Annotated in this window: 16 protein-coding genes, 1 tRNA gene, 1 other RNA gene and 1 other annotated feature; of the genes, 4 read left to right on the top strand and 14 right to left on the bottom strand. The window is 36.9% G+C overall.

The genetic code is table 11. The annotated features are described in order from the left end of the window. Positions 1 to 144: 144 nt before the first annotated feature. From DM800_RS27870 to tadA, 7 genes are all read right to left on the bottom strand, one after another. On the bottom strand, positions 145 to 414 hold the full coding sequence (locus tag DM800_RS27870; protein ID WP_001089486.1) for a pro-sigmaK processing inhibitor BofA family protein: 270 nt from the start codon (positions 412 to 414) through the stop codon (positions 145 to 147). Positions 415 to 630: 216 nt separating this feature from the next. After that, positions 631 to 852: a YaaL family protein gene (locus DM800_RS27865; RefSeq protein ID WP_000466020.1), complete on the bottom strand. Its 222-nt coding sequence runs from the start codon at positions 850 to 852 to the stop codon at positions 631 to 633. A gap of 14 nt (positions 853 to 866) precedes the next feature. Continuing rightward, positions 867 to 1,463, bottom strand: coding sequence for a recombination protein RecR (gene recR / locus DM800_RS27860; RefSeq protein ID WP_000559168.1), 597 nt, complete (start codon positions 1,461 to 1,463; stop codon positions 867 to 869). Positions 1,464 to 1,477: 14 nt separating this feature from the next. Beyond that, on the bottom strand, positions 1,478 to 1,804 hold the full coding sequence (locus DM800_RS27855) for a YbaB/EbfC family nucleoid-associated protein (RefSeq protein ID WP_170771173.1): 327 nt from the start codon (positions 1,802 to 1,804) through the stop codon (positions 1,478 to 1,480). A 25-nt stretch (positions 1,805 to 1,829) separates the two neighbouring features. Further along, entirely contained in the window at positions 1,830 to 3,518 is a 1,689-nt protein-coding gene (gene dnaX / locus DM800_RS27850) for a DNA polymerase III subunit gamma/tau (RefSeq protein ID WP_000121581.1), read from the bottom strand. Positions 3,519 to 3,650: 132 nt separating this feature from the next. Then, an RNA gene (gene ffs / locus DM800_RS27845) (signal recognition particle sRNA large type) lies at positions 3,651 to 3,915 on the bottom strand. 80 nt (positions 3,916 to 3,995) lie between these two features. After that, complete coding sequence (gene tadA / locus DM800_RS27840; RefSeq protein ID WP_002108901.1) at positions 3,996 to 4,496, bottom strand: tRNA adenosine(34) deaminase TadA; 501 nt, start codon at positions 4,494 to 4,496, stop codon at positions 3,996 to 3,998. Between the two features lie 107 nt (positions 4,497 to 4,603). On the opposite strand from tadA, the gene DM800_RS27835 reads away from it, so the two are divergent. The 3 genes from DM800_RS27835 (at position 4,604) to DM800_RS27825 (ending at position 6,575) form a co-directional block, all read left to right on the top strand. After that, the gene (locus tag DM800_RS27835; protein WP_000798743.1) at positions 4,604 to 5,143 is read left to right on the top strand and encodes a cysteine hydrolase family protein; all 540 of its coding nucleotides are present in this window, start codon (positions 4,604 to 4,606) and stop codon (positions 5,141 to 5,143) included. A 125-nt stretch (positions 5,144 to 5,268) separates the two neighbouring features. Then, positions 5,269 to 5,904 (top strand): deoxynucleoside kinase, encoded by a 636-nt coding sequence (locus DM800_RS27830; RefSeq protein ID WP_000148207.1) that lies wholly within the window; start codon positions 5,269 to 5,271, stop codon positions 5,902 to 5,904. A gap of 2 nt (positions 5,905 to 5,906) precedes the next feature. Beyond that, on the top strand, positions 5,907 to 6,575 hold the full coding sequence (locus tag DM800_RS27825) for a deoxynucleoside kinase (RefSeq protein WP_001053583.1): 669 nt from the start codon (positions 5,907 to 5,909) through the stop codon (positions 6,573 to 6,575). A 35-nt stretch (positions 6,576 to 6,610) separates the two neighbouring features. On the opposite strand, the gene DM800_RS27820 is transcribed toward DM800_RS27825, so the two are convergent. The 7 genes from DM800_RS27820 to guaB form a co-directional block, all read right to left on the bottom strand. After that, complete coding sequence (locus DM800_RS27820) at positions 6,611 to 7,003, bottom strand: sigma factor-like helix-turn-helix DNA-binding protein (protein WP_000364198.1); 393 nt, start codon at positions 7,001 to 7,003, stop codon at positions 6,611 to 6,613. Positions 7,004 to 7,169: 166 nt separating this feature from the next. Beyond that, a tRNA-Ser gene (locus tag DM800_RS27815) sits at positions 7,170 to 7,262 on the bottom strand. Positions 7,263 to 7,418: 156 nt separating this feature from the next. Continuing rightward, the gene (gene serS, locus DM800_RS27810) at positions 7,419 to 8,693 is read right to left on the bottom strand and encodes a serine--tRNA ligase (protein WP_048543009.1); all 1,275 of its coding nucleotides are present in this window, start codon (positions 8,691 to 8,693) and stop codon (positions 7,419 to 7,421) included. A 51-nt stretch (positions 8,694 to 8,744) separates the two neighbouring features. Further along, positions 8,745 to 8,966 (bottom strand) — a binding site (T-box leader). Positions 8,967 to 9,020: 54 nt separating this feature from the next. Next, positions 9,021 to 9,611, bottom strand: a complete 591-nt coding sequence (gene pdxT, locus DM800_RS27805) for a pyridoxal 5'-phosphate synthase glutaminase subunit PdxT (protein ID WP_000238772.1) — start codon at positions 9,609 to 9,611, stop codon at positions 9,021 to 9,023. An 18-nt stretch (positions 9,612 to 9,629) separates the two neighbouring features. Continuing rightward, positions 9,630 to 10,517: a pyridoxal 5'-phosphate synthase lyase subunit PdxS gene (gene pdxS, locus DM800_RS27800; protein WP_000186157.1), complete on the bottom strand. Its 888-nt coding sequence runs from the start codon at positions 10,515 to 10,517 to the stop codon at positions 9,630 to 9,632. Between the two features lie 161 nt (positions 10,518 to 10,678). Beyond that, on the bottom strand, positions 10,679 to 11,986 hold the full coding sequence (gene dacA / locus DM800_RS27795; protein ID WP_137011318.1) for a D-alanyl-D-alanine carboxypeptidase DacA: 1,308 nt from the start codon (positions 11,984 to 11,986) through the stop codon (positions 10,679 to 10,681). A gap of 113 nt (positions 11,987 to 12,099) precedes the next feature. Next, the gene (guaB, locus tag DM800_RS27790; RefSeq protein ID WP_147788084.1) at positions 12,100 to 13,563 is read right to left on the bottom strand and encodes an IMP dehydrogenase; all 1,464 of its coding nucleotides are present in this window, start codon (positions 13,561 to 13,563) and stop codon (positions 12,100 to 12,102) included. 115 nt (positions 13,564 to 13,678) lie between these two features. Here guaB and DM800_RS27785 point away from each other — a divergent pair, with 115 nt between their 5' ends. Continuing rightward, positions 13,679 to 14,680, top strand: a complete 1,002-nt coding sequence (locus DM800_RS27785; RefSeq protein WP_147788083.1) for a YaaC family protein — start codon at positions 13,679 to 13,681, stop codon at positions 14,678 to 14,680. Positions 14,681 to 14,699: the final 19 nt, after the last annotated feature.

The following is a 14,699-nucleotide window of genomic DNA, read 5'->3' as shown; positions in this document are numbered from 1 at the left end:
CATCGCGTTTCAGCGACTTTTACAATTTAACATTTTGCGTTAAATCTGTCAACAACTTTTTTCTTTCGTTCCTGACGACGCTTATTAATTTACCATATTAATCATTTGTTCGTCAACACTTTTTAAAAAAATGCCAAAATAATTTTATCTTGGCATGATATAAAGCTTAATAACCACTAATGCAGCAACACCAGGTAGGCCTAATATACTTGTGATTGTTGCGGTTCCCAAGTTAATTGGAATATGAAAATCAAAATATGTCCCTACAACATTTACGATAAAGAGTAATGCTATCCCTAAAGTAACATGAAAGAGCGCTTTTCCTATAAAACGTAACGGCTTAGAAGAAACACCAAAAACAAGAAAGATAAAAACTAAAGTAAGAATACCGACAATAACAACTGTAGAATTCATTTTTTCCTCCTTATGAAAGTGACCTATACATATTTATTTGTATGGGACAAGGCGATAAAAAAGAACATTTACCCTACAACTCCAGTTGTTTTATCTTGTTAACCTTCATTCGGCAACACTTTCTTCATAAAAACCATTAATCTTTCTTTCCAAACGAAGTAACCACTAAATATTTAATAAATAAAATAAAAGGTTCTGCTTTTTCAGCAGAACCTTTTACCATTGTTCCATTTTTACAGGACGACGTTTTGCTTCTTTTAACAAGAAGAAATATTTCGCCTCTGCTATTTTCAAAGAACAAAGTACATCTTGAGATGGTTCCACACTTTGTTCAACCATTCTCTTCTGACGTAACCATTCATTCTTCACTTTTTCTAATAGTACAATTAGCTTATCATCATACTCTTTACGCAATTTACCCTTTTTTTGAAAGAACATTTTTGTTTCTCCTCTTATACTTCTCTACGACCTTCTAACGCTTTCGACAGTGTCACTTCATCTGCATATTCTAAATCTCCACCAACTGGCAGACCATGTGCAATACGAGTTACTTTAATACCTGTCGGCTTTAAGAGGCGGGATATATACATCGCTGTAGCTTCCCCTTCAATATTAGGGTTTGTTGCTAGTATCACTTCTTGTACCGTTTCATCATGCAGTCGCTTTAAAAGTTGCGGGATATTAATGTCTTCCGGTCCAATTCCCTCCATTGGAGAAATCGCACCACGTAACACATGATATACACCTTGATACTCTTTCATCTTTTCCATTGCGATTACATCTTTCGGTTCCTGCACAACACAAACAATCGACTGATCTCGATGCGAATCATTACAAATATAACAAGGATCGCGGTCAGTAATATGTCCGCATACAGAACAATACGCTAAATCTCGCTTCGCATTCACAAGTGCTTTTGCAAAACCTAACACATCATCTTCTTTCATATCTAATACGAAAAATGCCAATCGAACCGCTGTTTTCGGTCCGATTCCTGGCAACTTCATAAAACTATCAATTAATTTCGATATCGGTTCTGGATAATGCATATATCAGTATCCTCCTAGAACATTCCACCTGGTAAGTTTAAGCCTTTTGTAAATTTACCCATTGTAGAGTTTGAAAGTTCATCAGCTTTTTTAAGTGCATCATTCGTTGCAGCTAACACTAAGTCTTGTAACATTTCGATATCTTCTGGATCTACAACTTCTTCTTTAACTTTCACTTCAAGAATTTGCTTATGACCATTTGCAATAACTGTGACCATACCGCCGCCAGCTGTACCTTCAACTGTTTTTTCGCCAAGTTCTTCTTGCGCTTTTGCCATATCTTTTTGCATCTTTTGCATTTGTTTCATCATATTATTCATATTTCCCATTCCGCCACGCATCATAATTAATTCCTCCTAATTATTATTACTCTTTTATTTCAATAAGTTCTTGTCCTACTAATTTTACTGCCTCTTCTATAAGAGGATCTTCTTTTTTCTCTGGGCTTTCTTCAGAATTCTCGCCTTCACGCTGTAAAAAATCTTCACGGATTTTACCCCATTCACTTTTTGGAATGGCAATCATATTTAATCTTTTACTTAACAGTTCAAATAAGGCTTGTTCCACTGTATCCATAGCTTCTCGGTTCTCGCTTGCCATTTTACAGTGAATCTCATATTGAAACGCTAAAACGTAAGTATCATCCGAAGCCGCTACCGGTTCGCTATTTTCTAATAAAACAGCAAACGCTACTTTGTTGTATGATTTGAGTCTTCCTAACAACTCACCCCACACAGCTTTTAATTGTTCTAAATCCTGACGCTTTGCTTGCTTTAACACTTCATTTACGCGTCCAACAGGAATTTTCATACTACCTGTACGCACTGGCTTTGGTGTTGCACGTGTCTCTCTGACTTCTTGCTGCACACCAGCCGGCACACCATTCTTTTTGACTTGTTCTAACTCTTTCTCCAATTGCTGCATCCTGTTCATAATTGCTTGTAAACGATCTGCACCGTTCGCTTGCATCATAAACTGTTGACACAGTTGTACCATAACAACTTCTAAGAAAATTCGCGGATGATTTGTCCACTTCATTTCCTGTTGTCCCTTACTAAGCGTATGAATAATTTCATAGATTACTTCCGGTTGCATTTCTTCACTTAACATCCGGAATTGCTCATCTACCATTACTCGTTCCAACATATGTTCCAGTTGTGGTGAGGTTTGATATAAAAGCATATCGCGATAATAGTAAATGAAATCCTCCATAAAACGAACTGGATCTTTCCCTTTACCCATCATCTCATCTATGATACGTAATGCTCTTGATACATCATTTTCACGTATACATTCTACTAAGTTACCTAAGTATTGCTGGGAAACAGAACCTGTCACAGCTAATACATCTTCTGTCGTAACTGTCTCATCACTATAAGATATTGCCTGATCAATAAGACTAAGCGCATCACGCATACCACCTTCAGCGGCACGTGCAACAATTTGTAACGCCTCATCTTCTACTTGCGTACCTTCATTCGTCACAACCGTCGATAATCTCTCAACAATATCATTTACTGATATTTTTCGAAATTCAAAACGCTGGCAACGTGAAATGATTGTAGGCGGAATCTTATGCGGTTCTGTTGTCGCCAAAATAAAGATGACGTGTCCTGGCGGCTCTTCTAACGTTTTTAAAAGCGCATTGAAGGCACCCATAGAAAGCATGTGGACTTCATCAATAATGTATACTTTATATTCTACAGCACTTGGAGCATATTTTACTTTATCTCTAATATCTCGAATTTCATCTACACCGTTATTTGAAGCCGCATCAATTTCTAATACATCTGAAATAGATCCTTGTGTAATCCCCAAACAAGAAGGACATTCATTACAAGGTTCAGCTACCGGAGCATGTTCACAGTTGATTGCTTTTGCAAATACTTTTGCAATTGTCGTTTTTCCTGTTCCCCTCGGCCCAGAAAATAAATAAGCATGTGAAACTTTCTCTTGAAGAAGGGCATTTTGCAACGTTTTTGTCACGTGCTTTTGACCAACTACATCTTCAAATTTTTGCGGTCTCCATGTTCGGTATAACGCTTGGTATGACACGAAAATACGGCCTCCCTCAAAGGTTATTATCTTATTTATTATAACCCATTCTGTTTATAGATTCCAAAAGTTATTTTCTATACAAAAAACCCACCTTAGTATTAAGGTGAGTTTTGTATACATATATAACTGCCGTGCACCTTCTGTCGATTACGTACCATAAGCGTTACTCAAGCAGTTAGCTCGGTTCAGGCACTCCTGCGGCACACGAGAAGACCCGCTTATTGCTGCTTCCTTCCGGACCTGACAAGGTTCACGGGGTCCCGTTGCGCAGGACCCAAACGTCAACACCACTTACTTAAGGCAGACCTTACAGCAGCATAACCTCGAGAAGGGATTCGGCCTCGCTAGAGCGGATTGCGAGTATAGGGCACCGCTACCTCCCCGCTTAGCACGGCAAAGTTAAAACCAATATTCGGTTGCCTTCATTAAAAGGCATTATCAGTATAACTTGTTTTTTTACAAAATGCAAATACGTTAATTCTCATTACTTTTCTCTAATTTTTTTATCGCTTTTCTTTTTTTACGAAGCTCTCTAAAAAAGTTTGTTAACAAAGTACCGCATTCTTCTTCTAATACACCAGCAACTACCTCGCATTGATGATTAAAGCGTTCATCCGTTAAAAGATTCATCAAAGTCCCTGCACATCCACCTTTCGGATCACTTGCACCATATACAACTCGCTTCACTCGTGATAAAACAATTCCACCCGCACACATCGGACAAGGCTCTAATGTTACATATAACGTCGCATCTTCTAAACGCCATGTCCCTAATTTTTTGCACGCCTCATCAATAGCTAATAACTCAGCGTGAGCTATTGATCTTTGTTCAGTTTCTCTTAAATTATGAGCAACACTAATTACTTCACCATCTAACACTATAACTGCACCAATCGGTACTTCTTGTATTGCCTCTGCTTTTTTAGCCTCTTCTATTGCTAACTGCATAAAATAAATATCTTGATCGTGTTCCATACCATAGTCCTTTCACCTAAAATAAAATACACTTTTTTCCATTTACTGCACATGGGATAACTTTTACAAATTCAATCCACCCTAATAAAAAAGAGAGGGGATTACATATGAAGAATACTGCCTTACTCATTATCGATATGATTAATGATTTTCAATTTTCACACGGGCCCACCCTAGCTAAAAAATGCGAAATTATAACAAACCCTATTTTACAATTAAAGAAAACAATGAAATCCTTTGGCTACCCCATAATTTATGTTAATGACCATTATCAACTTTGGAGATCTGATATTGACCAACTAATTACTCATTGTACAAATGAGTATAGTGAAAATATCATTCATAAGATTGCTCCAAATACTGATGATTACATTTTTATTAAACCACATTACTCTGCTTTTTATGAAACACCTTTAAATTCCTTATTAGGCTATTTAAAAATAGAAAATCTAATATTGACAGGAGTCGCCGGGAATATATGTATCCTCTTTACAGCTAACGATGCTCATATGAGAAATTATACACTGTATGTACCACAGGACTGTATTGCCTCTAATCATGATCAGGATAATCTGCATGCTTTAAAAATAATGGAAGCCACATTAAAAGCAAATATAGTACCGTCATCTCAAATAAAAATTAATTAATACATATATTTATTTTCTAACTTTTTATATCAAATTAACCCGCTCGCTTCCCTCCTGTGCTACAATAATTCTGTTTTGTGTTTTTAGTAGTCACGGTAAATCACTGATTGAAAGGAGGAAACAGCGTGACCGGAGTACCATTTATCACGGTTGAAGGACCAATTGGTGTTGGAAAAACCTCACTTGCGAAGGCAATTTCAACTCACATGCAACTCCACTTACTAAAAGAAATTGTTGATGAGAATCCTTTTTTAGGAAAATTCTATGAAGACATCGACGAATGGAGTTTTCAAACAGAGATGTTCTTTCTTTGTAATAGATACAAACAATTAGAAGATATTAACATAAAGTATTTGAATCAAAGGAAACCAGTAGTAGCGGATTATCATATATTTAAAAATTTAATTTTCGCATCCCGTACATTAAAGAATTCTCAATATGACAAGTACATGCAAATCTATCGTATCCTTACACAAGATATGCCTGTACCAAACGTTATCGTTTATTTAACAGCTAGCTTGGAAACATTACAAACACGAATTGCGATGCGCGGAAGAGAATTCGAAAAAAACATGGATCCAAATTACTTACTACAGCTCACAAAAGATTACGAAACAGCAATGGATACTTTTAAAAAAGATCATCCAGATATCCCAGTATTAAAATTTAACGGAGACGATATGGATTTTGTAAAAAATCCTGATGATTTAAACGTCATCCTATCCGCCCTTCAAAATACTCTCTTAAAGGAGTCGGAATAACAATGAATTTAAGGCAAAAATATGATATACCAAATGACGCAGTAATCACTATTGCTGGAACAGTAGGTGTCGGAAAATCAACTATGACAACTGCATTAGCTAACGCTTTAGGTTATCGCACATCATTTGAAAAGGTAGATTCGAACCCGTATTTGGACAAGTTCTATGCTGATTTCACACGCTGGAGCTTCCACTTGCAAGTGTACTTTTTAGCAGAACGATTTAAAGAACAAAAAAGAATTTTTGAATACGGTGGCGGTTTTGTTCAAGATCGCTCTATATATGAAGACACTGGAATTTTTGCAAAGATGCATCATGAAAAAGGTACAATGACGGAAACTGATTATGAAACATACAAAGGTTTATTTGACGCTATGGTCATGACTCCTTACTTCCCTCATCCTGATTTATTAATTTACTTAGAAGGTTCTTTCGATGATATTGTTGATCGTATCCAAGAACGCGGACGTCCGATGGAACAACAAACACCAATTGAGTATTGGAAAGAGATGCATGGCCGTTACGAAAACTGGATTAATAACTTTAATGCATGCCCTGTTTTACGATTAAACATTAATGAATACGATATTTTAAAAGATGGTGATTCAATCGAACCAATCATTAAAAAAATTGGCCATTTTTTAAAACAAACACGTAAACTTGTAAAATAAAAAACCCGTGCATACGCACGGGTTTTTCTATTAAATTACTTCTTTTTTGTCGGAGCAATAATTTCACTCTCAGGTTTTCCAGCGTTAATACGCTGACGAACAGTACTTGTACTAATATCGTATGTTTCAGCAATCTCTTTAACAGTCATTTCTTTCCCGTTAATCACTGCTGTTAATACTTTACCTGTACGTTTTGGAGCTGCTTCTTTCTTTACAGCTGCTTTTTCAACTTTTTTTGGCGCCTCTACTTTTGTCGCAGTTTGCTTTACATCACAAGTGCAACCACAAAGTTTACGGAATGTATCATCGCTTATAATGCGTGACACATTTGCACCACTGTTTAAAATTCTATTGTTCTTACAGACAGGACATTGTACATAATATAAAGTTTTTCCATCTAAAGGAAACGTTTGTATAATAAGATCCATGTTGACTCCTTTCATATCTATGAAGATAATCATCGGAATATGAGTGTGTAATAAGGACAAAATCGCCTTACACCATACTTTATGATTGGTTTTAAAATAAAAACTCGTTACGTGTTGGTAACGAGTTCTCCAATCTCCACTTATATGCGCTGTTGTCAATTATATCTGGAGGAGGTAGAGGGATTCGAACCCCCGCGCGACTCTCGCCGCCTGTCGGTTTTCAAGACCGATCCCTTCAGCCAGACTTGGGTATACCTCCATATTGACATCAAATATAATATCAAAAGAAAAACAGTTAGTCAACCCTACTAAAATAAATTATGAGGAAAGGAAAATTTTACTTTTCCTCTCCTACATTATAGTACTGACAACGCTCATAATTACCAATCACTCATACCGATGAATGTTTATAAATTTACTTAATAACTGTTTTTCCTCCCATATAAGGGCGAAGAACTTCTGGAATTATAATTGTACCATCTTCTTGTTGGTAGTTCTCTAAAATAGCTGCCACCGTACGTCCAATTGCAAGACCAGATCCATTTAATGTATGAACATGTTCTGGTTTGCCGTTTGGCTCACGACGGAAACGGATATTTGCACGTCTCGCTTGGAAAGCCTCAAAATTACTACAAGAAGAAATCTCACGATATGTGCCATAGCTTGGAATCCATACTTCGATATCGTATTTCTTCGCTGCTGTAAATCCTAAATCGCCTGTGCACATGCTCATAACGCGATATGGCAACTCTAATAATTGTAACACGCGTTCTGCATCATTTGTTAGTTTTTCTAACTCTTCATAAGAATCTTCTGGTTTTACGAACTTTACAAGCTCTACTTTATTGAACTGATGCTGACGAATTAAGCCACGTGTATCACGGCCAGCTGAACCTGCTTCAGAACGGAAACAAGAGCTAAATGCAGCATATCGTATAGGCAGTTGCTCTTTATTTAAGATTTCATCACGGTGCATGTTCGTTACAGGTACTTCAGCTGTTGGAATTAAGAAGTAATCTTCACTTTCAATACGGAATGCATCTTCTTCAAATTTCGGAAGTTGTCCTGTTCCTGTCATACTTGCACGGTTTACCATATACGGAGGTAATACTTCTTCGTATCCATGCTCGTCAGTATGAAGATCAAGCATAAAGCTAATTAAAGCACGCTCTAATCTCGCGCCAGCACCTTTATAGAATACGAAGCGGCTTCCTGTTACCTTCCCAGCACGCTCAAAATCTAAAATTCCTAAATCTGTAGCAAGATCCCAATGTGGTTTTGGTTCAAAAGCAAATTCTTTCACTTCTCCCCAATTACGTGCTACTACATTATCATCCTCTGTTTCACCAATTGGAGCAGATTCATGAGGTATATTTGGAATAGATAACATTAATCTTTCTAAATCTTCTTCAACTGTACGAAGTTCATTATCAAGATCTTTTACTTTTTCTCCAACTTCACGCATTTCTAGAATTAGAGCTTCTGCATCTTTCTTTTCACGCTTCAATACAGAGATTTGTTGAGATACTTCGTTACGTTTACTTTTTAATTCCTCTGTTTGAACAAGTAATTCTCTTCTTCTCGTATCCAGCTCTTCAAAACGACCAAAATCAGTTAAATCTTCGCCTCTATGCTGTAACTTTGCTTTTACTTCTTCAAAATTTGTACGTAAAAATTTAATATCAAGCATTATATACTCCTCCTTTTATTTTATAAAACACAAAAAACTCCCGTCCCTATATAAAGGGACGGGAGTTAACCCGCGTTGCCACCCTAGTTGAAAGCATTACCGCTTTCCTCTCAAGTAGAAATAACGGCTCTTCACCGGGAATGTTTACTAATCATAAAGATATTCCACATTCCATTCCAGGATGGATTCACAAACTGTTTCTATCGATTTCCACCAACCATCGACTCTCTATAAGAAACGGCATTTGTTACTACTTCCTATCAACACGCTTATTTTATAAAATTGTTACCATCAATTTACTATAATCTTATACAAGTTGCAAGTTACTTATACAACTTTTTTCATTTTCGCTTCTTTTACCATTTCTACAAAGTATGCTGTCACACGATGATCATCCGTTAATTCTGGATGGAATGAAGCAGCTAAAAACTGATTTTGTTTTACTGCTACCATTCGATCACCATGTGTGGAAAGTACTTCAACATCATCAGCTACATTTACAACATACGGAGCACGAATAAATACACCAATAAATTCTTCTCCTACACCTTTAATTGACAGTGCGGCTTCAAAGCTATCTTTTTGGCGTCCGAACGCATTGCGCTCTACTGTAATATCCATAGCACCAATATGTGCTTCTTCATAGCCAATAAGTGTTTTTGCAAGAAGAATCATACCTGCACACGTACCAAACATTGGTTTACCAGACTTCGCGAATGTACGAAGTGGTTCCATGAAAGCATACTTATCAATAAGACGGCGCATTGTTGTACTTTCACCGCCTGGTAAAATAAGACCATCAATCTCTTCAAGTTGCTCTATACGCTTTACAACAACAGCTTCTGCACCACTTGCTTCAACTGATTTTATATGCTCACGAACTGCACCTTGAAGACCTAGTACACCGATTTTCACCATTTTAAAGTTCTCCTTCAATTACCATCCACGCTCTTGCATACGTTGTTCTGGTAATAACGTTGAAATTTCGATACCTTTCATCGCATTACCTAATCCTTTAGAAAGGCTTGCAATTAGTTCGTAATCCTCATAATGAGTCGTCGCTTCAACGATTGCGCGTGCAAATTTCTCTGGATTCTCTGATTTGAAGATACCAGATCCAACAAATACACCATCTGCACCAAGTTGCATCATTAACGCTGCATCTGCTGGTGTTGCTACACCACCTGCTGCGAAGTTTACAACTGGCAAACGACCAAGGCGTTTAATTTCAAGTAGTACTTCATAAGGAGCACCAGTATTTTTTGCATATGTCATTAACTCATCTTCACGTAGACTTGCAACTTGACGGATTTCTGCATTGACTTGGCGCATATGACGCACTGCCTCTACAATGTTTCCTGTTCCTGGTTCACCTTTTGTACGAAGCATAGATGCACCTTCTGCAATACGACGTGCAGCTTCTCCGATATCACGGCAACCACATACAAACGGAACTGTGTAATCACGTTTATTTAAATGGTATACTTCATCAGCAGGAGTTAATACTTCACTCTCATCGATATAGTCTACCCCTAATGATTCTAATACACGTGCTTCTACAAGATGACCGATACGGCATTTTGCCATAACCGGAATTGAAACAGCGCCCATAACTTCTTCAACGATTGTTGGGTCTGCCATACGAGAAACGCCACCTGCTGCACGAATATCTGCTGGTACACGCTCTAGTGCCATAACAGCAACTGCGCCTGCCTCTTCTGCAATTTTTGCTTGTTCAGCGTTAATTACGTCCATAATAACGCCGCCTTTTTGCATTTCTGCCATTCCACGTTTTACACGTTCTGTCCCTGTTACATTTGTCATGTTACAAAAACCCCCCTAGGTGAATTGCTTTTCCCCGTTAAAGGCGAAAATTAAGAATACTCTTACATTCTACCACTAACTATCAGATGCTTGTCTACTACTTTTTCATAAAGTCGGTATGAAAAATAGGAATAAGAAAAAGCCCCTACAATGAGGAGCTTTTAAAACCAACCTTTTACTGTATCAACAGCACTATTCCATATACCACTAAAGAAAGAACCAATTCCGCGCATAGAGCGAGTAAACCAATTCGCTTCCTCTACTGCAGACGTTGTTACAAGATCTATTTGTAATGACTTACCAGATAAAAATCCAGGATCATTCGCATCTTTTGGTGTGATTACCATTTGGCCAAGTGCAGCTCCCTTTTTAATAGGTGCTTCTTGTCCCTTATTTGCTTCTTTTAATTCTGTTTTATAAACATCTTTACTTCCTTTTGGCACCGGAAGTGAAACAGCTTGTTTTGTTTGAACTGCTACATCTTTATCTTTAGCATTTTCTACTCGTACTGTTTCTTGTCCTTTTACTGAAGAATCTTTTTTATACATTTGCTTCATTTCAAAGTTAGCAAATCCATAATCATATAGCTTCTTTGTTTCATCAAAACGTGCTGTATGAGAACTTGTTTTAATAACTACAGAAATAAAACGCATTCCGTTTCTTTCAACCGTACCAGTGAAGCAATCCCCTGCTTCTGGAGTCGAACCTGTTTTCAGGCCATCTACGCCATCATATTCTTTCACTAAGCCCTTTAACATCCAATTCCAGTTCGACATTGCAAACTTCTCTTTTTCTGGACGGAATTCTTTTTTTGGGATTTTTGCTGTATCTAACACTTTTGGATAATCTTTAATTAAATGTTGTGCTAAAGTTGCAACATCCTTTGCAGACATTTTATTTTCTTCATCCGCTGTTGTTCCTTCAGGATGCATTCCCTTTAAATCTTTATTCGTTAAACCTGTAGAATTGACAAATTTATAATTTTTCAACCCTAGTTCTTTCGATTTATCATTCATCATTTTTACGAAGTCTACTTCTTTACCTGCAATTGCTTCTGCTAATGCAATTGTTGCACCATTTGCAGAAAAGATTGCCATTGCTTCATATAACTCTTTTACTGTATAAATGCCACCTTTTTCCAATGCAACATTTGATAAAGAAGCATCTTGTGAAACTTTATACGCATATTCAGAAACCTTAATTTTTTGATCCCACTTAAGTTTTCCTTTATCCACTGCTTCATGAACTAAATATTCACTCATCATCTTTGTCATACTAGCAATTGATAATAATTCATCTGCATTCTTTTGATATAAAATTTTCCCAGAATTCGCTTCAACTAAAATTGCTGCACCTGCTTCAATGTTTAAAGCAGCTCCTGTTTCTGCTGATGCATTGCTATATGGTAACAACATACTACAAGCTAGTGTAAGCATTGTTACTAAAGCAATGAATCTTTTGCAAAACATACCTTTCACTTTTGCTACCCCCAATATCTATGTACTCACATAACCGTTATTCTAACATAATCAAAAAAAAATAGACAGAGATATCAAATCTCCGTCTATTTGTATATAAGACATTACAATGAGTAGTTTGGAGCCTCTTTTGTAATTTGTACGTGATGAGGGTGGCTTTCACGTAAACCAGCACCTGACATACGAATGAATCGTGCATTCTCACGTAAGAATTCTAAATTCTGAGCTCCGCAATATCCCATACCGGCACGTAATCCACCAACTAATTGATGAACTGTATCGGCTAAAGGTCCTTTATATGGTACTCGACCTTCAATACCTTCTGGAACAAGTTTTTTATTTCCTTCTTGGAAGTAACGGTCTTTACTTCCTTTTTCCATCGCTCCGACAGAACCCATACCACGATATACTTTAAATTGACGACCTTGATAAATTTCAGTTTCTCCAGGGCTTTCAGCAACACCAGCAAACATACTACCTAGCATAACAACGTGTGCTCCTGCTGCTAAAGCTTTTACCATGTCACCAGAGTACTTAACACCACCATCAGCAATAACTGGAATACCGTGTTTACGAGCTTCTGTTGCACAATCATAAACTGCTGTTAATTGTGGTACACCCACGCCAGCTACAACGCGTGTCGTACAAATAGAGCCTGGTCCAATACCAACTTTAACTACGTTTGCACCTGCTTCAATTAATGCTTTCGTTGCTTCAGCAGTAGCAACATTTCCAGCGATAATATTTAGTGATGGATATTTCGCACGAACTTCTTTCACTTTATCAATAACACCTTGAGAATGTCCATGAGCTGTATCAAGTACGATTGCATCTACGCTAGCTTTTACTAATGCGTCGATACGAAGCATAGCATCAGCCGTTACACCAACCGCCGCTCCAACTAATAAGCGTCCTTGCTTATCCTTCGCAGAATTTGGGAATTCAATTACTTTTTCAATATCTTTTATTGTAATAAGCCCTTGTAATACACCGTTGTTATCAACGAGAGGGAGTTTTTCAATTTTGTACTTTTGTAGGATCTTTTCAGCTTCTTCCAGCGTTGTACCAACTGGAGCTGTAATTAGCTTTTCTTTTGTCATTACGTCGGAAATTTTGATTGAGTAGTCTTGGATAAAACGCATATCACGGTTTGTAATAATACCAACTAATTTTCGCTCGTCTAAATTATTTACAACCGGTACACCTGAGATACGGTATTTTCCCATAAGATGCTCTGCATCATACACTTGATGTTCTGGAGTTAAAAAGAAAGGATCTGAAATAACGCCACTTTCAGAACGTTTTACTTTATCAACTTGCTCCGCTTGTTGTTCAATAGACATGTTTTTATGAATAATTCCTAAACCGCCTTGACGAGCCATTGCAATAGCCATATCAGCTTCTGTTACTGTATCCATTCCTGCACTAATTAACGGGATATTTAACTGTAAGCTTTCAGATAAAACTGTTTTAATACTTACTTCTCTTGGTAGTACATCTGACTTTGCTGGTACAAGTAATACGTCATCAAAAGTCAAACCTTCTTTAACAAATTTAGATTCCCACATAATTGTTCCCCCCATGATACCAGAAATTATTATTAGTAGCTTATCAATTGGTTAAAATACTGTCAAGGACGTATATATATGTTAGAATTTTTAGACAATAAAAGGAGCGTAATATATGCATCAAACACATTGTACTTGGCAGCAATTAAGTTTCTTCTTTTCATCTCAAAATGTACAACGTTATCTTGCCCGTTGCTATGAAAAATCCTCCATACAAGATGCTGAAAAAAAAAGTTTCGAAAATTGTTATCCCTTTATTTATTACTTAGAACACGGGAAAAACTATTATGAATTATATAAGGTGGCCCCCTTTTCAATTCAGCCAATGTTATTGTTTTATGGAATGAGCCAACTTTTTAAAGCCTGCTTACTAACTATTGATCCTAACTATCCAGAATCCACTACTGTTTTAGCTCATGGTGTTACGACTCGTAAACGAAAAAAACAGGGGTATCAATTTTTAGAAGATGAGGTGAAGGTGCAAAAAAATGGATTATTTACTCATATTGCAGAACAGCTGTTTCACATGAAACACTTAGAAGCAGAGAAGTTTAACATGCTAGATCTAATGGGAAATATTCCTGAATTACAAAATTTATTTCGCTATAGTCAAAGAGGGGCCACTTTATATAAAATCGATTCAACAAATACAAATGAACTTTCCTTTTCGGTCAACATACTAGATCGACTCCATATGACTACAGAAAGATTTTCACGTTACATTGAATCAACTTGTAAGCATTTATCCATACAACATGTTCCTGGGAAAACGAGCGGATCGAATCTGCTTTTTACAGCTCCTATCCAGTCGTGGAACCCTATATATAGTACGCCTTTATACTACGAATATCTTGCTGGTACTTATTACTTACCAATTCCAATTGACCCGAGAAATCCTAAACCAGTATTACCTGAACTTCTTGTTCATTATTTATTGCTCTACAATTTAAGTATGATTTCTAGATACGAAACAGATTGGTGGTATGATTTACTTGGGAGCTATGGCTCTGAAGATTATCCATTTATTTATCAATTTCTTACCATTTCTGCTCAAAAAATCCCTTACTATATTTCGTCTTTTTTACTAACAGAACCGAGCCTATTTCATGGGAAATAAAAAAAACACAAGTCAAAAG

This window comes from Bacillus sp. AY18-3 (assembly GCF_008042305.1).
Lineage (GTDB): Bacteria > Bacillota > Bacilli > Bacillales > Bacillaceae_G > Bacillus_A > Bacillus_A wiedmannii.
Note: the sequence above shows the minus strand (reverse complement) of the source record. Positions and strands in the feature narration are given on the sequence as shown.